General features: G+C 53.7%; 23 protein-coding genes. 6 read left to right on the top strand and 17 right to left on the bottom strand.

What is annotated here, in order from left to right:
* Positions 1 to 16: 16 nt before the first annotated feature.
* The 4 genes from ACJA3I_RS11355 to ACJA3I_RS11370 form a co-directional block, all read right to left on the bottom strand.
* A complete protein-coding gene (locus ACJA3I_RS11355) occupies positions 17 to 421 on the bottom strand; it encodes a VOC family protein (protein WP_458862702.1) in 405 nt (134 codons plus the stop codon).
* Complete coding sequence (locus ACJA3I_RS11360; RefSeq protein WP_458862703.1) at positions 418 to 1110, bottom strand: M48 family metallopeptidase; 693 nt, start codon at positions 1108 to 1110, stop codon at positions 418 to 420. The genes ACJA3I_RS11355 and ACJA3I_RS11360 overlap by 4 nt, the downstream gene beginning before the upstream one ends.
* A gap of 3 nt (positions 1111 to 1113) precedes the next feature.
* Positions 1114 to 1737 (bottom strand): DUF47 domain-containing protein, encoded by a 624-nt coding sequence (locus ACJA3I_RS11365; RefSeq protein ID WP_458862704.1) that lies wholly within the window; start codon positions 1735 to 1737, stop codon positions 1114 to 1116.
* 76 nt (positions 1738 to 1813) lie between these two features.
* On the bottom strand, positions 1814 to 2869 hold the full coding sequence (locus tag ACJA3I_RS11370) for an inorganic phosphate transporter (RefSeq protein ID WP_458862705.1): 1056 nt from the start codon (positions 2867 to 2869) through the stop codon (positions 1814 to 1816).
* Between the two features lie 170 nt (positions 2870 to 3039).
* Between ACJA3I_RS11370 and ACJA3I_RS11375 the strand changes: the two genes are divergently transcribed.
* The 3 genes from ACJA3I_RS11375 to ACJA3I_RS11385 all read left to right on the top strand — a co-directional run bounded on the left by ACJA3I_RS11375 (position 3040) and on the right by ACJA3I_RS11385 (position 5831).
* Positions 3040 to 3513, top strand: coding sequence for a zinc ribbon domain-containing protein (locus ACJA3I_RS11375; RefSeq protein ID WP_458862706.1), 474 nt, complete (start codon positions 3040 to 3042; stop codon positions 3511 to 3513).
* An 82-nt stretch (positions 3514 to 3595) separates the two neighbouring features.
* Positions 3596 to 4333, top strand: coding sequence for an RsiV family protein (locus ACJA3I_RS11380; RefSeq protein WP_458862707.1), 738 nt, complete (start codon positions 3596 to 3598; stop codon positions 4331 to 4333).
* A 241-nt stretch (positions 4334 to 4574) separates the two neighbouring features.
* The gene (locus ACJA3I_RS11385) at positions 4575 to 5831 is read left to right on the top strand and encodes a serpin family protein (protein ID WP_458862708.1); all 1257 of its coding nucleotides are present in this window, start codon (positions 4575 to 4577) and stop codon (positions 5829 to 5831) included.
* A gap of 75 nt (positions 5832 to 5906) precedes the next feature.
* Here ACJA3I_RS11385 and ACJA3I_RS11390 read toward each other — a convergent pair whose 3' ends face one another.
* Genes ACJA3I_RS11390 through ACJA3I_RS11430 form a run of 9 tightly spaced genes read right to left on the bottom strand, consistent with a single transcriptional unit; the run spans position 5907 to position 14444 of the window.
* Positions 5907 to 6518: a V-type ATP synthase subunit D gene (locus tag ACJA3I_RS11390; RefSeq protein WP_458862709.1), complete on the bottom strand. Its 612-nt coding sequence runs from the start codon at positions 6516 to 6518 to the stop codon at positions 5907 to 5909.
* Positions 6518 to 7918 carry a V-type ATP synthase subunit B gene (locus tag ACJA3I_RS11395; RefSeq protein ID WP_458862710.1) on the bottom strand — a complete coding sequence of 467 codons (1401 nt, stop codon included), beginning with the start codon at positions 7916 to 7918 and terminating at the stop codon, positions 6518 to 6520. Before ACJA3I_RS11395 ends, ACJA3I_RS11390 begins: the two co-directional genes overlap by 1 nt.
* On the bottom strand, positions 7915 to 9693 hold the full coding sequence (locus ACJA3I_RS11400; protein WP_458862711.1) for a V-type ATP synthase subunit A: 1779 nt from the start codon (positions 9691 to 9693) through the stop codon (positions 7915 to 7917). Before ACJA3I_RS11400 ends, ACJA3I_RS11395 begins: the two co-directional genes overlap by 4 nt.
* 12 nt (positions 9694 to 9705) lie before the next feature.
* The gene (locus tag ACJA3I_RS11405; protein ID WP_458862712.1) at positions 9706 to 10311 is read right to left on the bottom strand and encodes a V-type ATP synthase subunit E; all 606 of its coding nucleotides are present in this window, start codon (positions 10309 to 10311) and stop codon (positions 9706 to 9708) included.
* 20 nt (positions 10312 to 10331) lie between these two features.
* Positions 10332 to 10640, bottom strand: coding sequence for a V-type ATP synthase subunit F (locus ACJA3I_RS11410; RefSeq protein ID WP_458862713.1), 309 nt, complete (start codon positions 10638 to 10640; stop codon positions 10332 to 10334).
* Between the two features lie 14 nt (positions 10641 to 10654).
* The gene (locus tag ACJA3I_RS11415) at positions 10655 to 11089 is read right to left on the bottom strand and encodes an ATP synthase subunit C (RefSeq protein WP_458862714.1); all 435 of its coding nucleotides are present in this window, start codon (positions 11087 to 11089) and stop codon (positions 10655 to 10657) included.
* A gap of 58 nt (positions 11090 to 11147) precedes the next feature.
* Positions 11148 to 13061, bottom strand: coding sequence for a V-type ATP synthase subunit I (locus tag ACJA3I_RS11420; protein ID WP_458862715.1), 1914 nt, complete (start codon positions 13059 to 13061; stop codon positions 11148 to 11150).
* Between the two features lie 12 nt (positions 13062 to 13073).
* Positions 13074 to 14123 (bottom strand): V-type ATPase subunit, encoded by a 1050-nt coding sequence (locus ACJA3I_RS11425; RefSeq protein WP_458862716.1) that lies wholly within the window; start codon positions 14121 to 14123, stop codon positions 13074 to 13076.
* A 3-nt stretch (positions 14124 to 14126) separates the two neighbouring features.
* The gene (locus tag ACJA3I_RS11430; protein ID WP_458862717.1) at positions 14127 to 14444 is read right to left on the bottom strand and encodes a hypothetical protein; all 318 of its coding nucleotides are present in this window, start codon (positions 14442 to 14444) and stop codon (positions 14127 to 14129) included.
* Positions 14445 to 14849: 405 nt separating this feature from the next.
* Here ACJA3I_RS11430 and ACJA3I_RS11435 point away from each other — a divergent pair, with 405 nt between their 5' ends.
* Positions 14850 to 16484, top strand: coding sequence for an amidohydrolase (locus ACJA3I_RS11435; protein WP_458862718.1), 1635 nt, complete (start codon positions 14850 to 14852; stop codon positions 16482 to 16484).
* Positions 16485 to 16573: 89 nt separating this feature from the next.
* On the opposite strand, the gene ACJA3I_RS11440 is transcribed toward ACJA3I_RS11435, so the two are convergent.
* Together ACJA3I_RS11440 and gap are read right to left on the bottom strand one after the other, a co-directional pair.
* The gene (locus ACJA3I_RS11440; RefSeq protein WP_458862719.1) at positions 16574 to 16933 is read right to left on the bottom strand and encodes an Hpt domain-containing protein; all 360 of its coding nucleotides are present in this window, start codon (positions 16931 to 16933) and stop codon (positions 16574 to 16576) included.
* Positions 16934 to 17194: 261 nt separating this feature from the next.
* On the bottom strand, positions 17195 to 18208 hold the full coding sequence (gap, locus tag ACJA3I_RS11445; protein WP_458862720.1) for a type I glyceraldehyde-3-phosphate dehydrogenase: 1014 nt from the start codon (positions 18206 to 18208) through the stop codon (positions 17195 to 17197).
* Between the two features lie 306 nt (positions 18209 to 18514).
* On the opposite strand from gap, the gene ACJA3I_RS11450 reads away from it, so the two are divergent.
* Complete coding sequence (locus ACJA3I_RS11450) at positions 18515 to 19615, top strand: sensor histidine kinase (RefSeq protein WP_458862721.1); 1101 nt, start codon at positions 18515 to 18517, stop codon at positions 19613 to 19615.
* Between the two features lie 107 nt (positions 19616 to 19722).
* Entirely contained in the window at positions 19723 to 20025 is a 303-nt protein-coding gene (locus tag ACJA3I_RS11455; RefSeq protein WP_458862722.1) for a DUF2087 domain-containing protein, read from the top strand.
* 258 nt (positions 20026 to 20283) lie between these two features.
* Here the strand turns inward: ACJA3I_RS11455 and ACJA3I_RS11460 are convergent, their stop codons facing one another.
* On the bottom strand, positions 20284 to 21588 hold the full coding sequence (locus tag ACJA3I_RS11460; RefSeq protein WP_458862723.1) for a M18 family aminopeptidase: 1305 nt from the start codon (positions 21586 to 21588) through the stop codon (positions 20284 to 20286).
* Position 21589: 1 nt separating this feature from the next.
* A complete protein-coding gene (locus ACJA3I_RS11465) occupies positions 21590 to 22237 on the bottom strand; it encodes a TatD family nuclease-associated radical SAM protein (protein WP_458862724.1) in 648 nt (215 codons plus the stop codon).
* Between the last annotated feature and the right edge of the window lie 2 nt (positions 22238 to 22239).

Consider the following 22239-nt stretch of genomic DNA (forward strand, 5'->3'; position numbering starts at 1 on the left):
TGCTTTTGGGCGGCGTTTAGCCTTTTCTTTCGCAGAAAAGTTCCACCAGCTCGCCCAGCGGCCCTTCAAAAAACGCGATCCTCACCGGCAGCGGCGGCCGGCAGGGCAGATCTTTGTTTTGGGGTTCCATGGTCACGCGATACCCCTGCCCGCGGATAGCTGCGATGAGATCATCCACTTCATCGGTCATCAGGGCAAAGTGATTGACGCTGCCCACCGTGGGGGCGCTCAAAGTGCCGTTTGCCATCATCTCGATGAGCACGCCGCCGGCATCCACCATCACGGCGCTTTTTTCGCCCTCGCCCCAGCGCCGAACGACGGGAAGCCCCAGTGTTTCGGTATAAAATTTCACCGCCGTTTCCAGCTGCTGCGCCGAAACGGCCTTGATGCAGATGTGATGCACGCCTTTAATGATGCTCATAGGGCATTCTCCTTTTCTTTTTCCGCCCGGGGCGAGCTGCTGCGAAGCATTGCCCTGCGCCTGCGGTGATCGGGCATCACCCGATCCATCACGGCATAAAAATCCGCGCCGTGGCCCGCCGCAAAGAAATGCGCCAGCTCATGCGCCGCCACATATTCAATGGCTTCCGGCGGAACACACATTAAGAAAGTGCTGAACGACAGCACTTTCTTTTCGCGGTGACAGCTGCCCCAACGGCTTGTCATCCGTTTGATCTTCACTTGATAAGGTGGCAGTTCAAAGCCCTGAAAGCGAGCCTGTGCCCGCGCCAGCGCAGCGGCAAGGATGGGCCTCAGGCGGCTTTCACGCCACGCGGCGGCCACGGCGGGCGCCCGCGAAGCTTCGGGCGCGGTGATCACCAGCCGGCCGTTTCGGGCGCAAACGCCCGCAGGGCCGAGTTCCACCGTGTATGGGATCTTTTTCCCTAGCAGCAGCAAAGTGTCGGCGGCCTGTGTCTGGCTTGCAAGGCGCGCCCTCACCTGCCCGATCCACTCTTTTTTCTGCTCCACAAAGGCGTCGGCCCGCTCAGCGCCCATTTTTCGGGGGCAGCTCGCGTGGATGCTGCCATCGGGATGGATGCGCAAATTAAGGTTTTTCACCGTTTTGCGCGTCAGTTCATAGGTGATTCCGCTGATCGTGGTGCGGCGCATGGTTTAGGAATTCTTCAGAATGATGCTTTCCACGATGTTGGCGGCTTCTTCACAGGCATCGCAGCTTTTTTCGAAGAATTCGATCAGCTGTTCTTCGGCGCGGATGGTTTTCATATCCTGCTGGGCGGCATACAGCGTGTGGATGCTTTCCACATACAGACGGTCGCCCTCTTCTTCTTTTTCGTTGATCTCGATGATGCGCTGTTTGATGGTGGTGGATTTGCGGAAGTTTTCAAAATCTATCAGCATTTTTTTCATCAGCGCGCAGCATTGCGCCAAAATATCGGAAAATTCCAGCACACAGGGGGGGATCTTGCGGATATCATACATATAGGCGCGCATCAGAATATCTTCGATGGCGTCGTTCACATCATCGATGCCCGCGCCCAGCGCCATGATATCTTCGCGCTCGATGGGGGTGATGAATTCTTTCAAAAGATGGTTCAGCATATCATGCTGTTCTTTATCGCCCGCGTGTTCCAGCTCATGCATTTCTTCCATTTTTCTGGGCAAAACATCAGGGTCATAATGGCGCAGGATGCTGTCTAAGGTTTCGGCCATCTGGCAGGAAACCTCGGCCATTCGCTGAAAGCTTTCAAAATAGTTAAAACCTTTTGTTCTCGGCATAAAATATTCCCTTTCTTTTCTGATCTTCTAAAACAGCTTTGACATCCTCCCACGGCTTGCGCAGTGGGCTTTCTCGTTAAAATATCTGTAAAAACAGTTTCGCCATAAAATAACCGATAAGCCCGCAGCCGGGGAAAGTTAAGATCCAGGTAAGCGCCATTTCTTTCACAACGCCCCAATTCACGCTGGAAAGGCGTCTTGCGGCGCCCACGCCCATGATGGCCGTGGTTTTGGTATGGGTCGTGCTGACGGGCACGCCCGTTAAGGAAGAAAGAAGCAAACAAAGGGCCGCGCCCAGATCGGCCGAAAAGCCCTGATAGGTTTCAAGCTTGACCATATCCATGCCCACCGCTTTGATAATGCGGTAGCCGCCGATGGAAGTGCCCAGCGCCATCACCGCGGAACAAAGGATCATCATCCACAGAGGGATGGAGAAGGTGGTCACATCGGCCTTGCCCTGGGCAAGGAAAATGCCCAGCAGGAAAACGCCCATGAATTTCTGGCCATCCTGCGCGCCATGCATAAACGCCATGGCGGCGCCGCCGCCCACCTGCGCTTTTTGGAACAGGCGATTGGCCCTTCGCCGATCCCACCGATGGAACAGTTTTTCCACTAATTTCACAGAGCACCAGCCCGTTCCAAAGCCCAAAAGGGTGGATAAGACCAGGCCATAGATAACTTTCATCCATTCTGTGCCGTTGATGCCCGACATGCCGCCGTGAAGCGCGATGGCAGCGCCCGAAATGCCCGCGATCAGCGCGTGGCTTTCGCTGGTGGGGATGCCGAATGCCCATGCCGCTGTGGCCCACACTACAATGGCAAACAACGCGGCGCAAAGCGCGATCAGCGCTTCATGGGAATCTCCGCCGAAATCCACCATGTTATAAATCGTCATGGCAACCGTGGCGTTGATGGTGGTCATTACGAACACGCCGAAAAAGTTGAAGACCGCCGCCATAAGAATGGCTTTCTGAGGGCTGATGGCCCTTGTACTGACGCAGGTGGCGATGGCGTTGGGCGCGTCTGTCCATCCGTTGACCAAAATAACGCCCATTGTCAAGATCACCGTGATCAGAAGAGGCGGGTTCTGCGCGATCTGCGCGATAAATTCCGAAAAGCTAATACCGATCATCTCTTTTCTTTTTTCTCAATTTGGATTCGAAATAAGAATAGCACAACCATGCGTTCCGCACAAGCTGTAAGTTTTTGTCGAACCCTTCTTTTCTGCATTTTTTCGGTTGTCATAACGATGATAAACGATTATAATAAAGACACGCAAGATATACTGAAAGGAGTTTTATCATGCCTCTTTTGAATGATTTAAGCAAAAAGCTTTCCAATGTGGCGCAATCCACCGTGCAAATGTCCCGCGAACTGGCCGACAGCGCGAAGGTGTCGCTGGCGATTTCTGCCGAAGAGAAAGAAATTGAAAAAGCATATAAAGCCATCGGTCAATGGTATTTTCAGAAAAACGCTCAGCAGCCCGATGACGAGATCGCAGGCTCTGTAGAACTGATCCAGACTTCCATCCGCAAGATCGCCGAGCTGCGCCGGCAGGCCGAAGAAGTGAAAACCGCCGCCCCCGCGGCCGCGGCCAAGGTCTGCTGCCCCGCCTGCAACGCCGAGATGGATGCGGGAACCAAGTTTTGCCCCGCCTGCGGCGCAATGATGCCCGATGAAACCATCCTCAGCCGCGAAGATGTTCCCTGCCCCCAATGCGGCACGCTTTGCAGCGGCAGATTCTGCCCCAACTGCGGCGCGAAAGTCAAAGAATAAAAAGCCCCCGCTGTGCCGGTGCGGAACTGCTTTCCGCACCGGTTTTTTCAAGCTTTTCTATCAGAAAGGAACCTTTTTCGTTATGAAACCATTCACCCGCTGTTTATCGGCCCTCTGCGCGCTTGTGTTTCTCTGCGCGGCAGGATGCCAAAAAGAAGACCAAACGCCTTCGCTGCTGATCGAAGGCATGGAAAACTGCGCCGTTGAGCCCGATGTGGGCATGGCCGCGGCCACGGCAGGCGACACCACCCGCATGGCCGTTTTCACCACTTTGAAAATCCCCCGCAGCGATACCCTTTCTTCTTTGCTGGAAAAAGAAAAAACCACCTGGCTGAACGCGGCGCAAAAAGCCCTGGATGACGATGAAACCATGACTTCCATCGAAAGCACCATGGAGGTCACCTATAATCAGGCAGGGTTGCTTTCGATTTTGAGAACCGAATCACGGGTCTATCAGGGCGCGGCCTACCCCACCCTCAGCTATTCGGCGCGCACCTTTTCTTTGGCCGCCGAAAAAGAGCTTTCGGCCAAAGATCTGATCCTGACCGATGACAAGGCTTCTTCCGACCGCGACATTTTGCAGCTGGTTTCAGAAAATTTCACCGCGCAGATCGAAAAAGATCCCGGCGCCTATCTGCCCGATGCGCAGGAAGCTTTGAAAAGCGCCGTGAAAAATTACGGCTTTTATCTGGCCGGCGATCAGCTGATGTTTTTCCTGCCCGCTGAAAGCGTGGCGCCCCATGCCGCCGGCATGAGTTCTTTCGGCCTTCCCTATAGCAATGCTTCCCTGTTTGCGGTGAAGATACCCGCCGCAAAATAAAATTCGGTGAAAAACTGCCCCTGAAGGCAGATCGTCACATCATGCCCCCGATGGCAAAGCCGCAAAGCTTCGATCGGGGGCATTTTTCTGTGGAAAGCAAAATTTTTTTTTGAGGGATGTTAAGACAAAAATTTTTTCTGCCCGAGCTTCCGTTTTGATGCCGGCGCACAATGGCATTTTGCGGCCGCCGAGGGAACTTCTTCTAAGAGCATGCGTCTAATGTTAAAAAGGAGGCATGAAGATGAAAAAGATCGCCTTGATCCTGGCCGTTATGCTGACGCTTTCGGCCTGCACGCACAATGTTCCTTTGAAATCCGCCGACCTGATGAAAGAGATCAGGCAAAACACCGTTACCCCGCTGGCCCTTGGGGAACCCACGGGCAGGGCCGGGGATCGATCCGCCCAGCTCACCGAATTTTCGCTGCGGCTGCTGGATCAGCTGAATTTAGAAGAAAACGCCATGATCTCGCCCCTTTCCATCGCTTCGGCGCTTTCCATGACGGCAAACGGCGCAGACGGCGAGACCCTCGCCCAGATGGAGACCACCCTGGGCACAGATCTTGAAAGCCTGAATCAATTTCTCTATGCCTATCGCACCATGCTGCCCACCGGCGAAAAATATAAGACCAGTCTGGCCAACTCCATTTGGATGCACCAGAAAGAATCGCTGCATGTGGAAAAAGATTTTCTGCAAACGAACAAAGATTTTTATGACGCGGCAATGTATAGCGCCCCCTTCGATGAAAGCACAAAAGAAGAGATCAACCGCTGGGTAAACGAAAAAACCGACGGGCAGATCACCAAGCTTTTAGAAGAAGCGCCGCCGCCAAACGCCGTGATGTATTTGATCAACGCCCTTTCTTTCGATGGCGAATGGCAGAGCATCTATGAAGAAGATCAAATCAGAAAAGGCGAATTCACCAAAGCAAACGGCGAAAAGCAGACCGTTGAGTTCATGCACAGCGAAGAATTTTCTTATCTTTCGCTGCCCGGCGCCACCGGCTTTTTAAAGCCCTATGCCGACAGCAAATATTCCTTCGCGGCGCTGCTGCCCAGCGAAGGGGTTTCCCCCGCGCAGCTGATTAAAAACCTGAAAGGCAGCGTGCTGCTTTCTGCCCTTAAAAATGCCGGGGAAGAAACGGTGATCGCTTCCATGCCGAAATTCGAATTTTCATATGGAACGCTTTTAAACGACCCGCTGCAAAGCCTGGGCATGGCCGACGCGTTTGACAGCGACCGGGCAGATTTTAAAAAGATGGCCGTTTCCGATGAAGGCAATATTTTTATCAGCCGCGTGATCCATAAAACCAAAATCAGGGTGGATGAAAAAGGCACCAAGGCCGGCGCCGTTACCGCGGTGGAAATGGCGGATAAAGCCGCCGCCCCCGAATTTTCGCCCAAAAAAGTGACGCTCGACCGCCCCTTCGTTTTTATGATCGTTGATAACACCTGCCATATGCCGCTGTTTTTGGGCGTGATGAACAGCCCCGCTTCCTAAGCGCGAAAACAGGCCGCTTGCACAAAAAAAGCCGCGGAACTAAAAAGTTCCGCGGCTGCTTTTTTATTTCTGCCGTCATTCTTCTGTTTTTCGGGCTTTGATGACCTTCAAACGGCTGAATTCTTCACGCTCACGCTCTTCCAGCACACCAACGATATAAGCGATGGTGGCGGTATATTGCGGAATGATGATGTTTTGCAGCGCGTTTGCCCGCTTCTGGGCTTTTTTGATGGAGTTTGCCAGACGGTAAACGCCGGTTTCCACTTCGGCCAGCGCGGCGCAAAGCTTTTTGGCCCGATAAAATTCAGCCAAGGTGCGGTCTAAAGAAGATTCTGTGCCATAAAAGCCATAGGTCAGCTTGGCTTCAAAATCGGAACCCGTCACAATGGGGATCTCGACCCCCATCACCGAGCGATAGCCCAGCGATAGCGTGTCATCCACCGGGGTGGCCAGCGAAATATCCTGGCAGGTGCCCATTTGGATGTTTGCTTCCTGCAGCGCGGCATAGGCGCGTGTAAAAGTGCCGTCGATCTGCGCCTGCAGGTCTTTGGCGCGGTCGATGAGCTGCATCATTTCGCGGATGAGGATGTTGCGTTTGCGATCCATCAGCTCATAGCCCATTTTAGCCAGAGAAAGCGAACGGCGGATGCGGGATAAATTGCCTTTTGTGGGCGCGATATTGGGCATCAATCCTCACTCCCTGCTGCATCCTTGCCCTGATAATATTGATCTAACAGCTTGGTATCGACCCTGCTCAGCTCACTGCGCGGCAGTTCGGAAAGCAGATCCCATCCTTTCGCCAAAGTCTGTTCAAGCGTTCTGTTTTCCTGCATGCCCTGATGCACGAATTCCTGTTCGAAGCGTTCGCCGAAACGCATATACTGGCGATCGACGGGCGAAAGTTCTTCTTCGCCGATGACCGAAGCCAGCGAGCGCGCTTCCTGCACACGGGAATAGCAAGAAAACAGCTGGGTGGAAAGGGCGGGGTGATCTTCGCGGGTATAGCCCTTGCCGATGCCGTCTTTCATCAAACGCGAAAGCGAAGGCAGCACGCCGATGGGCGGATACATCCCCTTCTGATCGAGGTCACGATCCAAAACGATCTGCCCTTCGGTGATATACCCTGTGAGGTCGGGGATGGGGTGGGTGATATCATCATTGGGCATGGTGAGGATCGGCACCTGTGTTACGCTGCCTTCCACGCCGCTGAGCATGCCCGCGCGTTCATAAAGCGAGGCCAGATCGGAATAAAGGTAGGAAGGATAGCCTTTTCTGCTAGGGATCTCGTTTTTGGAAGAAGAAAATTCACGCAGCGCTTCGCAATAGCTGGACATATCCGTCATGATGACGAGGATGTGCATGCCATGGGTAAACGCCAGATATTCGGCCGCCGTCAACGCGCAGCGCGGGGTCAGAATACGCTCGATGATGGGGTCGCTGGCTTCATTCAAAAACATGACCACGCGCTGTAGCGCGCTGGAATTTTCGAAATCTTTTTTGAAGAAATCGGCCACATCTTTTTTCAGCCCCATGCCTGCGAACACGATGCCGAATTTTTCGCCGTCGCCATCGGTGCCTACGCGGGCCTGGCGCACGATCTGCGCCGCCAGCTGATTATGGCTCATGCCGGCGCCGCTGAAAATGGGCAGCTTCTGGCCGCGGATCAGCGTTGCCATGCAATCGATGGCCGAAATGCCGGTATAGATGCAGTTGCGCGGATAAAGCCGCGAAACGGGGTTGATGGGCGAACCGTTGATATCGCGCTTTTCTTCGGGGAAAAGCTCGCCCAGCCCATCGATGGGCCGCCCCGCGCCATTGAACACGCGCCCCAGCATCTCGCGGGAAAGCGCCAGTTCCATGGGGTGGCCTTCAAAACTGATGCTGTTGTTTTTCAGGGAAACGCCTTTCGTGCCCTCGAAAACCTGCAAAACCGCCCGATCGCCATCGATCATGATCACGCGCCCAGAACGCTTTTCGCCGTTGGGCAGGCGGATCTCGGCGATCTCATCATAAGCCACCTTGCGCACGCCCTCAACGGTCAGCAGCGGGCCGCTGATGCCGCTGACGCCTGTATATTCGATTTTCATGCGGTTTCCCCCTCTCTGCTGTTGCGGGAAATGGTTTCGGCCACAGCGTCATCGATCTGTTTTTTATATTCATCGAATTTCGAAGCATCGTCGTTTTCAATATGATACTTCATGCGGGTCACCAGCTCAAAAACGCCCGTTTTCATCAGCTGAGAAATGGGGATGTTGCGCTGTGTCACTTTCTTCGCCTGATCGTAAAGATACAGGATCAGATCCATCATGCGATATTGTTTTTCCACCGGCACATAGGTGTCGATCCGCTGATAGGCGTCCTGCTGCAAAAAGCCCACACGCACCACTTTGGCGCATTCGATCACCAGTTTTTGATCTTCGGGCAGCACATCCGCGCCGATGAGCTTGACGATCTCCATCAATTTCGATTCTTCCAGCAGCAGGCGGCTGATGCGCCCGCGGCAGTTTTGAAAATCGTTGCCGAACCGTTTTTCGAACCACCCCGACAGGTCATCCAGATATTCGGAATAAGAGGTATTCCAGTTGACCGAAGGGAAGTGGCGGGCATAGGCCAGCTCACGATCCAGCGCCCAGAAACAGCGGATGAAACGCTTGGTGGTCTGGGTGACAGGTTCCGAAAAATCGCCGCCCTGGGGCGATACGGCGCCGATGGCCGTTACGCTGCCTTCGGTTCCGTTCAAATTTTCCATATAGCCGGCGCGTTCATAAAATTCCGCCAGACGGGAAGGCAGATAAGCCGGGAAGCCTTCTTCCGCGGGCATTTCTTCCAGGCGGCCCGAAATTTCGCGCAGCGCTTCGGCCCAGCGCGAGGTGGAATCCGCCATCAGCGCCACATGATAACCCATGTCGCGGTAATATTCGGCGATGGTCATGCCGGTATAGATCGACGCCTCACGGGCAGCCACCGGCATGTTGGAAGTGTTGGCGATCAGCACGGTGCGGTCGAGCAGCGGTTTGCCTGTGCGCGGGTCTTGCAAAGAACCGAATTCTTCGAGAACCTGCGTCATCTCGTTGCCGCGTTCGCCGCAGCCCAGATAGATGATGATATCGGCATCGCTCCATTTGGCCAGCTGATGCTGGATGATGGTCTTGCCCGCGCCGAACGGCCCCGGCACACAGGCGCAGCCGCCTTTGCCGATGGGGAACATGGTGTCGATGATGCGCTGACCCGTTGTCAGCAGCTCATCCACCGGGCGGCGCAGCGCCACAGGTCTGGGCTGGCGGATGGGCCAGAACTGCGCCAGCTTCAGTTCCACTTCGCCCGCATCGGTTTTGATGCGCGCCAGAACATCTTCCACGGTATATTCGCCGTCTGCGGCGGCATAAATCACTTCGCCCTTCACTTTGGGGGGCACCATGCTGTGATGCAGGATGCTCTCTGTTTCCTGGCATTCGGCGAAGATCTGGCCGGGGGTGACTTTTTCACCCGCTTTGATCTTCATGGCCACCTGCCACATCTGATGGTGGCTGAGGGTGGGCACTTCGGCCCCGGCGGGAATAAACGCGCCGCTTTCTTCTTCGATGGCTTTCAGGGGGCGGGCGATGCCATCAAAAATGCCGCGCAGCAGCCCGGGCCCCAGTTCGATCTGCATGGGCGCGCCGGTGGGCACGACGGGGTGGCCGGGGGCAAGCCCTGTGGTGGATTCATACACCTGAACGGTGGCCTGTTTATCCTGCAGCCCCACCACTTCACCGATGAGCCGCTGATAGCCCACCAGCACCATATCCTGCATGGAAAGCGCGATATCGCCTTCCACCGTTACCACCGGCCCGTTGACCGATTTTACTTTACATTCATTCATTGGCTTTGCCCCCTATTCCAAACGCAGGCCGATATATTCGGCGATATGCCCTTTGGTCTCTTCAAAAGCGCTGTCAAGCGTGTGATCGACAGCCACCTTTTTGCTGGGGCATTCCAAGCGGATCCCGCCCAGGCGGATCGATTCTTTCTGAGCCACGGTATAGGGGCGTTTATGGCCGCGGGCCAAAATCTCTTCTACCTTCGCCAGATCCTGCGGGCGGCAGGAAATGATCACCGCGTCTTCCCCCTCGGGCAGCTGCTTAAAGCAGTTTTTCACCGCCAAATGCAGATATTCGCCATATTCCGGGGTTTCGACCCAGCGTTTCAGGCGGCCGATCACATCGTTTGCGATCTTTCGGGCCACCTCGCCGCGGCGGATAAACAAATCACGCTTATCCTCCATCATTTTCTGCGAAACCTTACGCCCGGCTTCCGCCTTGATGCGCGCGGCTTCTTCTCTGATATATCGTTCGTTTTCTTCTTTTAATTTTTTTGAAGCAACATCCACGCGGCGGCGAATCTCTTCTTCGATCTGCCGCAGGATCTCTTTGCTCTGTGCATCCGCGTCGTTTAAGATCACGGAGCGAAAATGTTCTAACTTATCACCGTTGGTATCCATCCAATGCCCTCCCTTCGGCGCTATATCTTGATCCCAATTGCCTGGCGCACATATTGCGTAATGCTGTCAGGCGCTCGCCCTGTGCCGTGCCGGTCGGGAATTTCCACCAGCAGCGGCGCATGCAGCTTGAGTTTTCGTTCATAGATCATATCATGGCAAAGCGCCACCAGTTTTTCGGTGATCAGCACAATGCCGATCTCGGGGTCGGCGATGGCGTTTTCAAGCGCCTCGGTCACTTCTTCCCGCGTATGCACCACCACGCCCTCGATGCCCGTTAAACGAAAGCCCGTCTGCGTGTCGGTATTATCCACAATGGCAAAATAGCGCATAGCCACGGCCTCGATTAAAGGCGCAGCATGATCAGCAGCGAGATCAGCATGCCATAGATGGCGATGCCTTCTGCCAGCGCCACGAAGATCAGCGCTTTGCCGAACACTTTTTCATTTTCAGAGATGGCGCCGATGGCCGCGGAAGCCGCGCTTGCCACGGCGATGCCACCGCCGATGCAGGCGATGCCGGTGGAAAGAGCCATGGCGATGAAGCCCACAGCGGTATCGGTAAGGCCGCCGGCTGCTGTTGCCGCGCTATCGGCTGTGCCGGCCGCAAAGGCTGTACCGCCGATGCCCATGCCTGTGGTCAGCAGGCAGAGCGCAAACACCGCCACGATATTCACTACAAGGGCGGTTTTGGGGTTTTTGCCGTTTTTCTGCCGGCGATAGGCCAGAAGCAGCGGGGAAAAAGCCAAAGCTGCCAATAAAGTTACCGTTAAAATTTTCATAAATGTTTTCTCCTCTTCTTCGGCGGCTCATGCGGCCGCGTTCTCTCTATTTTTTCTGTCAGCGATCTTCACCGAATTTTACGGTGAAGGGGCGGTAAGGCGCGCCGGAGCCGGAATAGAATCTGCCGAACAGTTCATAAAACTCCAAACGCAAAACCTGAATGCCCACGATCAGCCCTTCCAGCCCGATCACGAAAATATTGCCCAGAACAAACACCACAGGGCTTGCGGCGCCCACACTATCCATCAGTGAATAAACCACCAGCATCATGCCCACATGGTTCAGCGCAAAGGCGCCGATACGCACGAACGAGATGGTATTCGCCAGAAAAGACAGCAGGATCTCGAACAATTCAAAAAAGCTTTCGGTCAGATATTGCCCTTTTTCTTCGGGCATCCAATCTTTCCGCTTTGCCAGCAGCCTTCCCAAAGGCTCCTGCAGCAAGATCAGAATCAGCGGCCCCACGATCAAAAACAGGATATAAGCCGGTTTCATCAGCTTTTTATCGGTGAGCATGGTGAACAGCACGCCCAGAATGACGGCCCAATAGAAGATGAAGCCCGCCACACCGTTTTGTGAAAACAGCGCTTTGCCCAGATCATGCTGTCGGATGCCGTTATAGATGTTATAGATCATGGCCACCGAAATGAACAGCAGACCCATGCCCACCGCCGCCAGCAAAATGGTGTTGGTGTTTTGGGTGCTTTCAAACAGTTTGAAGCCCGGCAGCAGCTTTTCGCTGCCGAAGACGCTGCCGTAAATAAACCCGAACAAAATGGAAGAACAGCCCACAGTGGCGATGACTTTGCCCAGTTTCATGTGCATCTTTTTATCGGCCAGCAGACCCAGCAGAACCAGCACGACGCCCTGGCCCACATCGCCGAACATCACGCCGAAAAACAGCGAATAAGAGATCGCCAGAAGCGTGGTCGGGTCGGCCTCGTTATAGGCGGGCAGGCCATACATTTCCACAAACTGCTCAAACACGCGGAACGGCCAGCGGTTTTTCAGCTTTGTCGGCGGATGCACTTCGGGCGTATCCGCCGGTTCTTCCAGCACATAGACCCGATCTGCATATTCATCGAAGCGACGGTTGAAAGCTTCCAGGTTGCTTTGCGGCACCCAGCCGCAAAGATAGAAAGTATCGTTGGTGTGGGCGGAATACTTGCGCATATCATAAGTATCCGTGCTGTATTTGAGGGCCGCGTAGCAGGTGAGAAGATGATCTTCTTCCGATTTGCGCAGCTGCAGCAGTTCCTGCTTGTTTTTTTCAAGCTCTTTTTCAGCCTGTTCGATCTCGGCAAGGATCTGCTGGGCCGCTTCTTTCGGGCTGCCGTGTATTCTGTCGGAAAGATGGATGCGCTCGAAATGCAGCGAGGAAAACAGCGCGTCGGATTTGCCTATGGCGGGGCGCGGCGTCAGATACATCCCATAAACATATTCACGGGTGCGCCCCGTGACCTGAAACACGATGTTCTGGTCTTCTTCCACATATTTGGCATAGTTTTCATAAATATCGCGCGGAATGCGCCCAAACCGCAGCTTGGTGAAATTCATGCCGTAAAGTTCATCCAGGTTTTCATCCAGGCCGGATACTTTTTCGATCTGTGATAACATCTGCCGGTCGTCATCGATGAGCCTGCGGCTGCTTTCTTTGCGGCGCATGCAGTCTTCATAACGCATCGTCAGTTCGTCAAAATAGGCAGAGATCATCTCTTCATCACATTGTTCAACGGTAAAATCGTGATATCGCGGCTGGACCCCCAGCTTTTCGCAAAGGTTCACCGCCCGCGATAACAGCGCGCTGCTGGGGTTTTTCAGCTGGAACGGGATCAACCCGCCGCCGCTGCCCACCAGATGCAGCACATTTTCAGGCGCAAAACCGCTGTCTGTCACGCATTTTTGCACCACCTCGTCAAAAAGCCCCAAAGGGCCCACGATATTGACGAGCTTCATTTGCTCCACTGCCATAGTTACACCCCCCTAAGAAATGTCTTCCGTATGCAGATATACTTTCATTTGCGAGGGTGTCACCTGATAACGGATGCATTCGATGATTTGAATGATCGACTTCATTTCCGCTTCCCGCTGTTCCAGATAAACCAGCGCGGTGAAGGCGGATGGCGCCCCGCGATGAAGCAGAGCATGGTTTTTTTGCAGCAACAGGTTGCTGTATCGTTCGATCTGCTGCAAATTCTTGCCGGCAAAAACGCGGGCGTAGGGCCCTTTGGCCAGAAGCTCGGTCACTTCTTCCGCCGTGCTGCAGGAAACCAGCGCTTCCAGATCGGCCGATTTCAGCTGATAGGAAAACGGCAGAAGATAGCGCAGGCATTCCTGTTTGTCATGGTGGAAATTGCTTTTCAGCCTTAAGATGCGAACGATGTTTCGAAAATCACACTGCTGGGCAAAATATTTTTTCAGCTGTGCCTGCTCCTGCCCGCTGAAGCCTTTTTCGATGCTTTGGAAAATGTTTTTATAATAGGCGGTCTGCACAGCGGTTTCCGCCCGATTATATTCGGGAATCTCCCCTTCTTCCGGGGCGCATTTTTTCAGCTGCGATTCAAATTCGGTCCCTGCCGCCGCTTCCAGCATCTGGCCATAGGTCATCGCTTCGGAAAGCTTGGCGTAATCGATGGTGCCGCTCTGCCACAGTTCATCGGGCAGCGACACTTTATAATCGACGGGGTGGCCCGCCGCCAGAAAACGCAGAAACCGCAGCAGCTCGCCCGCTTCATTGCGCGAAGCCAGCGCCCGCAACAGCCCGCGCTGCCCGCCGGAAGCAAACGCCGCCAGGCGGTGATATTCCAGATCCAGCCCGCGGCGCAGCCGTTCTTCCAGCTCTGCGCGGCGCGCGTTGCCGCTTTCCAGCCCCTGCAGGCTGTCTTTCCAGCCCGTGCCCATCAAGTATTCGGCCGCGGCGCCCACCGAGGGCTGCTGCATCAGGCCTTCAAATTGCTGGGGGGTCATGCGGTTGCCCATCATGGCGTGGATCTTTCCGCTGATGGCGCCATAACGAAACAATTGCTTCATCATGGCCTATTCCTCAATAATGCGGCGCACCAGAGATTCTACCCATTGATCGTGATTCTGCCTGTCTTTGCGGTCGATATCTTCCAGGGCGGCTTTTGCCCGTGCATCCAGCTCACGCAGAGATTGCTCCAGCTGTTTTTCTTCCGCGTTCCTCACGACAGCCAGCCTTCTTTCCGCTTCCTGCTGATAGGTTTTCCGGCAGGCTTCGATCTCGATTTCCACTTTCTTATCCAGGCTGTGCCGCTGTTCTTCGGCCTTTCTCGTGATCTCGCGAGCAGAGCGCTCTGCTTCCACAATACTGCCTAACATTTCATTATGTTCCAAACAGAATCCCTCCTTCTCTGTTTTTGCGCGTCAATTTGACGCGAGATTGGCTGACCTTATTATACGCTCCTCTTTTCATCTTGCAAGTAAAAAATTGACAATATTCTTTTTTTCGGCGGCATTTCTATTGTGCATAATTTTGTCTTGCTTTTTTGTATAACATGCCCATTTTTTGTTTTTTTATTTCTTTTTTGCACAAATTTTTCCTTTTGATTTTATTGTTTTATCAAAGAAATCGGCTTTTCTTTGGCTTCTTCACATTCTATGATATAATATATTATATCGATTTCACGGCCCGCCTACGGCGATGGCCGTCTGCTGTCATTCACGCTTTTCATTCAAGACCGGCGGGGGAACCTTCGCGCTGCCCCGCCACAGCCGCATTGCGGCAGGGAGGAAACAAAAATGGTTCAACTGTTGAAAAATGCCGTCATCCACACGATGGATGATCTGCTGCCGGTGGCCGACGCGGCGGTGGTCGAAGAAAATCGCTTTGCCTTCGTGGGCACACAGCGCGCGGCCCGCATCTGGCTTCAGGCCCATAAAAAACAGGCCGAAGAGATCGATTGCGGCGGCAAACTGATGCTGCCGGGGCTGAACGATTCTCATATGCATTTCATCCATTTCGCCAAAAGCATGCGCAGCGTGGATCTTTCGGGCACCCATTCCATCGCCGAAATCCAACAGCGCATGGCCGCCCGCCTTGCCGCCCGCGACCCCAAAGACCCCACCTGGCTGGAAGGCGAAGGTTGGAACCAGGATTATTTCGATGGTGAGCGCCGTTTCCCCACCTGCGCCGATTTAGATGCCGTTTCGCCCGATGCGCCCATGATGATCATGCGCGCCTGCTTCCATATCGGCGTTTTGAATTCCGCCGCCATGAAACAGATCAAGCTGAACCGCGAAACAGCGCCTTCTTATGGCGATCTGGTGGAAACCCTGCCCGACGGCACACCTAACGGCATCATCAAAGAAAGCCTTTTGGATGATACCAAAGCCGTTATCTCTTCGCTGGATCTGGAAACCATGAAAACCATTATTCTGGCCGCGCAGGAAAAAGCTTTTGAACAGGGCCTGACTTCTGTGCAGAGCGATGATGTGGGCTACACCCCCAACGCCGATTATCACATTTTATTTGAAGCCTTTGCCCAGCTGGAAGCCGAAGGCAAGCTGCATCTGCGCCTTGCCGAGCAATGCCTGCTGCAAAAGCCCGAACTCATCAAAGAATTTTTCGCCCAGGGCTATGACCACCGCTATGGCACGGAATTTTTCCGCCCCAGCTGCATCAAGCTGCTGGCCGATGGTTCTCTGGGCGCACGCACAGCGGCCATGAGAGCGCCCTATGCCGATGACCCTTCCACAAAGGGGCTTGAAATGTTCACGCAGGATCAGCTGAACGCTTTAGTGCTCACAGCCCACCGCCACGGCATGCCCGCCATCATCCATGCCATCGGCGACCGTGCCATCGAAATGGCGCTGGATGCCATTGAAAACGCGCGGCTGCTCTGCCCGGGGCAGCATCCCCGCCATGGCATCGTGCATTGCCAGATCACCGATCACGCTCTGCTTGAGCGCTTCCGCGAGCTGGAGGTCCTGGCGTTCATCCAGCCGATCTTCATCGATTATGATATGAATATCTGCGCCGACCGCGTGGGCGAAGCCACCACCGCCACAAGCTATGCCTGGAACACCATGGCGCAGCTGGGCATCCACGCTTCTTTGGGCACCGATTGCCCCGTGGAAGCCTTTTCCACCATGCCGAACCTTTATTGCGCCGTCACCCGCAAAAACAGCGGCGGCGGCGACCGCACCTTCCTGCCCTATGAAGCCATGCCGCTGGAAACCGCTTTGAAAGCCTATACCCTGGAAGGCGCTTATGCTTCCGGCGAAGAAAACCTCAAAGGTTCGATTTCCGCGGGCAAGCTGGCTGATTTCATCCTCATGGATCGCGACCTCTTCCAATTGCCCGAAAGCGAGATCCTCAACGCCCGCGTGATGCAGACCTGGGTGGATGGGCAGCTTGTCTGGGAAAGAGCTTAAGCCTTTTCCCTCATTAAAAAAACAGCCGTTTTTAAAAAAGCAGAAAAGCTCGGTTCGGGCTTTTCTGCTTTTGGCTTCTTTAGGGGTGTTTATTGCTCCCCAGCGCTTTTCATCAGCTCTTTGAAAGCATTGTCGCTGGCCGTTACCTCGGCCAGCTGCCCCGCCAGATCACGATAATCTTTGGCTCGCAGAGCTTCCACCAGGTTTGATAACGCGCGGTAAAGCGGATCTAAACCCAAGTTGCCCGCCACGCCTTTTAAGGTGTGGGCCCGCTCAAAAGCTTCTTGATATTCTTGATTTTGGATCGCCTGACCCAGTGCGCCGAAATCAGGATCTTGTGAAAAACTTTCCAGACAAGATTCATAAAGCTCTTCATCGCCCACAAATCGTTCCAGGGCTTCTTCCACACTGGCTCCATATGTTTTCAAAGCATCGAGAAATCTGCTCATTTACGATTCGCTCCTTAGGGGGATGCAGGGCATCCTTTTGTATATTTTATATAATCAGTCTATCATCTTCATGACTTTTTTGCAATAGTTCCGACAAGAGGCGACAAAGTTTTACAATTATTGTCTGCTATAATAAGGTGCTTGAACAAAAAGAACTCTTTTTGAAAAACAGGCGGCGCAGAAAAGCGGGAACCGTTTAATGATCCCTCTGCTTTTCTGCGCCGCCCGGCAAAATATTCTTTGTTTGCTTTTTATTTTGGGTTATTGATGATCGACTTGATACATATGCTTGATCAGTTCCACAGTTTTTGTGGCATAGCCCATTTCGTTATCATACCATGCTACCAGCTTCACAAAGGTATCGGTGAGCATCATACTGGATTTTGCGTCGAAGATGGAGGTTTCTTTCACGCCTGTGAAATCAGAAGAAACCAGCGGCACATCGTTATAGGCGATGATGCCCTTCATGCTGCCTTCAGAAGCGGCTTTGATGACCTTGCAGATCTCTTCCAGATTGGTGGGCTTTTTCAGGTTGCAGGTCAGATCCACCACAGAAACATCCAATGTGGGCACGCGGAACGCCATGCCGGTGAGTTTTCCGTTCAGTTCGGGGATGACCTTGCCCACGGCCTTTGCAGCGCCGGTGGAAGCCGGAATGATGCTGCCCGAAGCCGCTCTGCCGCTGCGCCAGTCTTTGCTGGAGCGGGCATCCACCACTTTTTGAGATTTCGTCATAGAATGAACCGTTGTCATCAGGCCTTCGGAAATGCCGAATTCATCGTTGATGACCTTTGCCAGCGGCGCAAGGCAGTTGGTTGTGCAGGAAGCGTTTGAAACCACCTGCAGATCTTTCGTATAAGTTTCGTGGTTGACACCCATAACGAACATTCTGGTGTCATCTTTCGAAGGGGCCGAAAGCACGACTTTTTTCGCGCCCGCATTGATATGGGGCATCGCTTTTTCTTTGGTGAGGAATTTGCCGGTGGATTCCAGAATATATTCTGCACCTACGCTGGCCCAAGGGATATCGCCGGGATTTTCACAATTGAAGATCATTGTTTTTTTGCCGCAGACCGTGATGGAATTTTCATCCCATGTGATCTCTTCATCCCATCTGCCGTGCACCGTGTCATATTTCAGCATATATGCCGCATATTCCGGTGTCAGGCTGGGGTGATTGATGCCCACGAATTCTACTTCGGGATCATAGATGGCAGATTTGAATGCCAACTTGCCGATACGGCCAAATCCGTTAATGCCAATTTTAATGCTCATTCCAAACAACCTCCGCTTTTTTCCTTTATTTACTTCTCTCGCAAATAAATATTCCCGCAAGCTGATTATACACTATATTTACCAAAAGAAACAACTGCCAAACGGGAACTTCTTCAAATAACAATTTTTTTCTTGCAAACAGTCGAAAGGCATAATAAGATAGTCTTATATTCTTATGCAATCTGCCCCATAATATTTGTTTTTTTCAAGAAAATGAATTTCTTTTTTCTATTTTACCCCCGTTTTTTGTTATCGTTTTAACGCTTATCCACATGCTTCCAGCATGATTGCAAAGGAGGGCTTCCTTTGAGCCAAGACAGTGCTTCACGCCTGACCCCCTTCCCCAGCGCAGAAGAATACACCATGATCTGCAGCCCTGCCGGCCGCATTATTTATATTACCCCTTCTCTTCGCGCCCTGACAGGCGAAGATCTGATCGGCCGCAACCTCAACGATGTTCTGCCCGATTCCCTGGCGGCTCAGCTGATCGCTTCGGCCCTGGGCGGCAAACCCCAGTCTTTTCAAAACCGCCTGCTGGATTGCGCCGTAAAAGGCGAAATGCAGCCCCACGACGGCAGCATGATCTTTCATTTTTTCCCCGTTTCCGCTTCGGGAACCCCGATGATCTCGCTGAACACGGCAGAACTCATCAGCCGTGAGCTGAGCGGCTGTCTGGGAACCATGTTTGTGGCCCGCGACAGCATCAGCCGCCCCGAAAGCCCCCGCGAAGGCTATGCCCTGGATGTATTGACCCAAGGGCTTTACCGCATGCTGCGGCTCAGCCGCGATCTCACCGATTGCGCCCTTTATGAAAACGGCAAGCTGACGCTTTTTTGCCAGCAGGGCGATCTGGCGGCCTTCTGCCAAAAGATCGCTTCCCAAATGGAAGATATCTGCCTGGCCATCGATATCGGTTTTGAAGCTTCGCTGCCCTCTCTGCCCCTGCCCTGCCGCTTCGATGGGCCCAAGCTTGAGCGCGTTCTTTATCATCTTTTCAGCAATTCTATCAAATATACCCGCCCGGGCAACAATATCCGTTTTTCGCTTTCGGTGAAAAACGAAAGCGCGGTGATCTCTGTCACCGATCGCGGCGCGGGCATCCCCGCGGCGATCTTGCCGATGCTGTTCACCAAACACAGCGAAGGCAGCGCTTCTTCACCGCTGACGACGGGGGGCGCCGGGTTCGGCTTTGTTTTGGCGCGGGCTGTCTGCACGCTGCACGGCGGCACCTGCGTGGTAGCCAGCACAGAAGGCAGCGGCACCACCGTCACCCTGACCCTGCCGCTGGCGCAGGAAGAAGGCGCTTCTTTGCCTTTGGGTTCGCCGCCGCCCGATTACGCGGGTGGCATCGATCATCTGCTGCTGGAACTTTCCACCGCCCTGCCGGCGAATTTTTATCAGAAATAACGGTTTTGCCCGCACGGTTCTGCGGCAAAAATCCTTTTGTTTGAACCCCTGCCAAATCTCTGCCGCGCGTTTCTTTGTTGCCGCGGCATCGAAAGAAGGTCGTTATCATGGAACTCACTTTGACGCTGCGCCATTTTCTTGATGAGAAAGGGCGCTTGATCTCTTTCCCCGCCAAACAAAAAATGAAGCTTTATGCTTTGCTTTATCTGGCCGCCCAATTCGAGAAGGGCAAACGCTATACGGAAGAAGAGATCAATGACCTTCTCGATGATTTTACCGTGTTCCACGACCCGGCCACTCTGCGCCGCGAACTTTATAACCACCGCTTTTTAGGCCGTGAAAAAGACGGCAGCTTTTATTGGCCCGAAGATCCCCAGCCCACGGCGGCCGATCTGGGGCTTGAAAGCTGAAGAAACCGCTTTGGCCGTCTTTCAAAAAGCTCAAGCCGGAAAGCTTCTCCGATTGATGATTTTGCCCCGTGGGCAACGACCCGCAAAACATCAGCAATCGGCCGCAGAAGGCAAAATAAGCCTTATCCCCATCCGTTGGAGAAGGCGCAGGCTGATCGCGGCGCATAGGGTGAAAAGAATGCTTCTGCTGCAAATGACAAAATAAGAAAAAGCTCAAACCTTTTCGGTTTGAGCTTTTTTGTTGGTTTTAACGGTTTCTCAGCACATCAGATGGCTGAGATCCGCTTCAAACAGCGCGCGGAACAGCTGCTGCATATAATAGGGGTCGTCACTGCCGCCCAATTCACGCACAGCGTGCATGGAAAGCATGGGGTTGCCGATATCCACGGTGGTGACGCCGTGAGCCGAAGCGATGATCGGCCCAATGGTTCCGCCGCCCTTCACATCGCTGTGGTTGGCAAACACCTGATAAGGGATGCCCTTTTCTTCGCAGAGCCATCTGAAAATGGCCGAGCCGCGGGAAGAAGTGGCGTAAGACTGGGAATGGGCCGTTTTCAAAACAGGGCCTTTGTTCAGATAAAGCTTGTGATAGGGGTCGGCCTTGCCCACATAAGAAGGATGGGTGGCATGGGCCATATCCGCCGAGAACATCACGCTTTTGGCCAGCGCGCAATATTTTTCTTCCACGCTCAGCCCCAGCGCCGCGCAGATGCGGTCGATGGTCATCATCAGCGAATTCGATCTTGCGCCGCGGTCGGAATTGGAACCGATCTCTTCATGGTCATAGGCCATGGCGATGCAGCAATATTCGGTTTCGGCTTCTACCAGCGCGTGGAAAGAAGCGTGCACCATCGAGGCGTCATCCAGCCGGGGGGTGGACATCATTTCCTGCCGGGCGCCCACAAAACAGCCGGGCTGATAATCATAAGCCAGCAGTTCGAAAGAAAGGATATCTTTTTCTTCCACGCCCGCCCGTTCGGCCACATAGGCAAGGAAAGTGCTTTCTTTGCCATCGGTCTGGCAGAAGATGGGCGATACTTCCGTTTGCAGATTGATCTTGCCCGGGTTATCGTTGACTTCGCGGTTCATATGGATGGCCAGCGAAGGAATGATGAGCAAAGGTTCATGGATGTTGACATTCACCGCGCGGATGCCGCTTTCACAGCGCACGCAGAGGCGGCCCGCCACGGCCAGAGGTTTATCATACCAGCCGCGCACGATCAGCCCGCCATAGGGTTCGATCACCAGGCGTTCGAAGCCGTTTTCACAGGCCGAAGGCACCGGCTTGATGCGGAACCCGGGGTAATCGTGATGTGCGCCGGTGAAACGGAAGCCTTCTTCCGCCGGGCTTTTTGTGCCCATGCGGAAAGCCACCATCTGGCTGCCGTCTTTCACATAGTAATAAAGGCCGCCCTTTTTCAGCTGCCAGGGCTTGCTTTCTTCCAGTTCCATGCCGCCGTTTTTCTTTAAAAATTCGGTCATCAGTTCGATGGATTGGAACGGGGTGGGCGCATGATCCAGATAATCCATCAACGATTCGGCAACTTCTCTTTTTGTCATCATTTTACATCGTTCCTTTCTCTTCCCCTTGGGGTTCTTTTTTTTCGCCGCTTTGATAATGGCGCACTCTCAGCGGGATCTCAAGCATCTGCGCCAGCTGGCGCGCGCGTTCCACCGCCTCCTCGCCGATAAAATCCACCACGGTGAAACTGGTCTGCCGGCAATGCTGCCGCATGTTTTTGGCAAATTCCAGCATGGCAAAAAACGCTTCTTCGCCCCACTGGGAAGGGCATAACGCCGCGTATTCCTGCGCCGTGGGGGCATTGAGCGAGATAGAAACGGCATCGAACCGTTCCGCGATCTCGGGGGTGGTATCATAAGTATAAAGCCGCGAGGCCAGCCCGTTGGTATCCAGCCTCAGCGGTGGGCAGCCCGGCTGCTTTTTCAGCTCGCGGGCGATATACAGCAAATCATCCAGCCGTTCTGTTGGCTCGCCATAGCCGCAAAACACGATCTCTTGATAAGCGCCCAGATCGCGGGCCAAAACCTGCGCCACGATATCATGGCGGTCAGGTTCCTTTTCCAGCCAAAGGGATTCGGCATCCCCCAGCCCGTTTTTTTGTTTGCGGATGCAGAAAGCGCAATCGAGGTGACACCGGTTGGTGATATTCAAATAAAGCTTATCACCATAGCCATAGGCTATCGTATTCATAT

Source organism: Acidaminobacterium chupaoyuni, assembly GCF_047936785.1.
Taxonomy (GTDB): domain Bacteria; phylum Bacillota; class Clostridia; order Oscillospirales; family Butyricicoccaceae; genus Acidaminobacterium; species Acidaminobacterium chupaoyuni.

What these genes read in the sequence shown, in the direction of transcription:
- ACJA3I_RS11355 (WP_458862702.1), bottom strand. Translation starts at nt 421, where the DNA reads ATGAGCATCATTAAAGGCGTGCATCACATCTGCATCAAGGCCGTTTCG.
- ACJA3I_RS11455 (WP_458862722.1), top strand. Translation starts at nt 19,723, where the DNA reads ATGGAACTCACTTTGACGCTGCGCCATTTTCTTGATGAGAAAGGGCGC.
- ACJA3I_RS11415 (WP_458862714.1), bottom strand. Translation starts at nt 11,089, where the DNA reads ATGAAAATTTTAACGGTAACTTTATTGGCAGCTTTGGCTTTTTCCCCG.
- ACJA3I_RS11380 (WP_458862707.1), top strand. Translation starts at nt 3,596, where the DNA reads ATGAAACCATTCACCCGCTGTTTATCGGCCCTCTGCGCGCTTGTGTTT.
- ACJA3I_RS11365 (WP_458862704.1), bottom strand. Translation starts at nt 1,737, where the DNA reads ATGCCGAGAACAAAAGGTTTTAACTATTTTGAAAGCTTTCAGCGAATG.
- ACJA3I_RS11410 (WP_458862713.1), bottom strand. Translation starts at nt 10,640, where the DNA reads ATGCGCTATTTTGCCATTGTGGATAATACCGACACGCAGACGGGCTTT.
- ACJA3I_RS11375 (WP_458862706.1), top strand. Translation starts at nt 3,040, where the DNA reads ATGCCTCTTTTGAATGATTTAAGCAAAAAGCTTTCCAATGTGGCGCAA.
- ACJA3I_RS11425 (WP_458862716.1), bottom strand. Translation starts at nt 14,123, where the DNA reads ATGATGAAGCAATTGTTTCGTTATGGCGCCATCAGCGGAAAGATCCAC.
- ACJA3I_RS11395 (WP_458862710.1), bottom strand. Translation starts at nt 7,918, where the DNA reads ATGAAAATCGAATATACAGGCGTCAGCGGCATCAGCGGCCCGCTGCTG.
- ACJA3I_RS11435 (WP_458862718.1), top strand. Translation starts at nt 14,850, where the DNA reads ATGGTTCAACTGTTGAAAAATGCCGTCATCCACACGATGGATGATCTG.
- ACJA3I_RS11370 (WP_458862705.1), bottom strand. Translation starts at nt 2,869, where the DNA reads ATGATCGGTATTAGCTTTTCGGAATTTATCGCGCAGATCGCGCAGAAC.
- ACJA3I_RS11400 (WP_458862711.1), bottom strand. Translation starts at nt 9,693, where the DNA reads ATGAATGAATGTAAAGTAAAATCGGTCAACGGGCCGGTGGTAACGGTG.
- ACJA3I_RS11390 (WP_458862709.1), bottom strand. Translation starts at nt 6,518, where the DNA reads ATGCCCAATATCGCGCCCACAAAAGGCAATTTATCCCGCATCCGCCGT.
- ACJA3I_RS11385 (WP_458862708.1), top strand. Translation starts at nt 4,575, where the DNA reads ATGAAAAAGATCGCCTTGATCCTGGCCGTTATGCTGACGCTTTCGGCC.
- ACJA3I_RS11360 (WP_458862703.1), bottom strand. Translation starts at nt 1,110, where the DNA reads ATGCGCCGCACCACGATCAGCGGAATCACCTATGAACTGACGCGCAAA.
- ACJA3I_RS11420 (WP_458862715.1), bottom strand. Translation starts at nt 13,061, where the DNA reads ATGGCAGTGGAGCAAATGAAGCTCGTCAATATCGTGGGCCCTTTGGGG.
- ACJA3I_RS11405 (WP_458862712.1), bottom strand. Translation starts at nt 10,311, where the DNA reads ATGGATACCAACGGTGATAAGTTAGAACATTTTCGCTCCGTGATCTTA.
- ACJA3I_RS11460 (WP_458862723.1), bottom strand. Translation starts at nt 21,588, where the DNA reads ATGATGACAAAAAGAGAAGTTGCCGAATCGTTGATGGATTATCTGGAT.
- ACJA3I_RS11465 (WP_458862724.1), bottom strand. Translation starts at nt 22,237, where the DNA reads ATGAATACGATAGCCTATGGCTATGGTGATAAGCTTTATTTGAATATC.
- gap (WP_458862720.1), bottom strand. Translation starts at nt 18,208, where the DNA reads ATGAGCATTAAAATTGGCATTAACGGATTTGGCCGTATCGGCAAGTTG.
- ACJA3I_RS11440 (WP_458862719.1), bottom strand. Translation starts at nt 16,933, where the DNA reads ATGAGCAGATTTCTCGATGCTTTGAAAACATATGGAGCCAGTGTGGAA.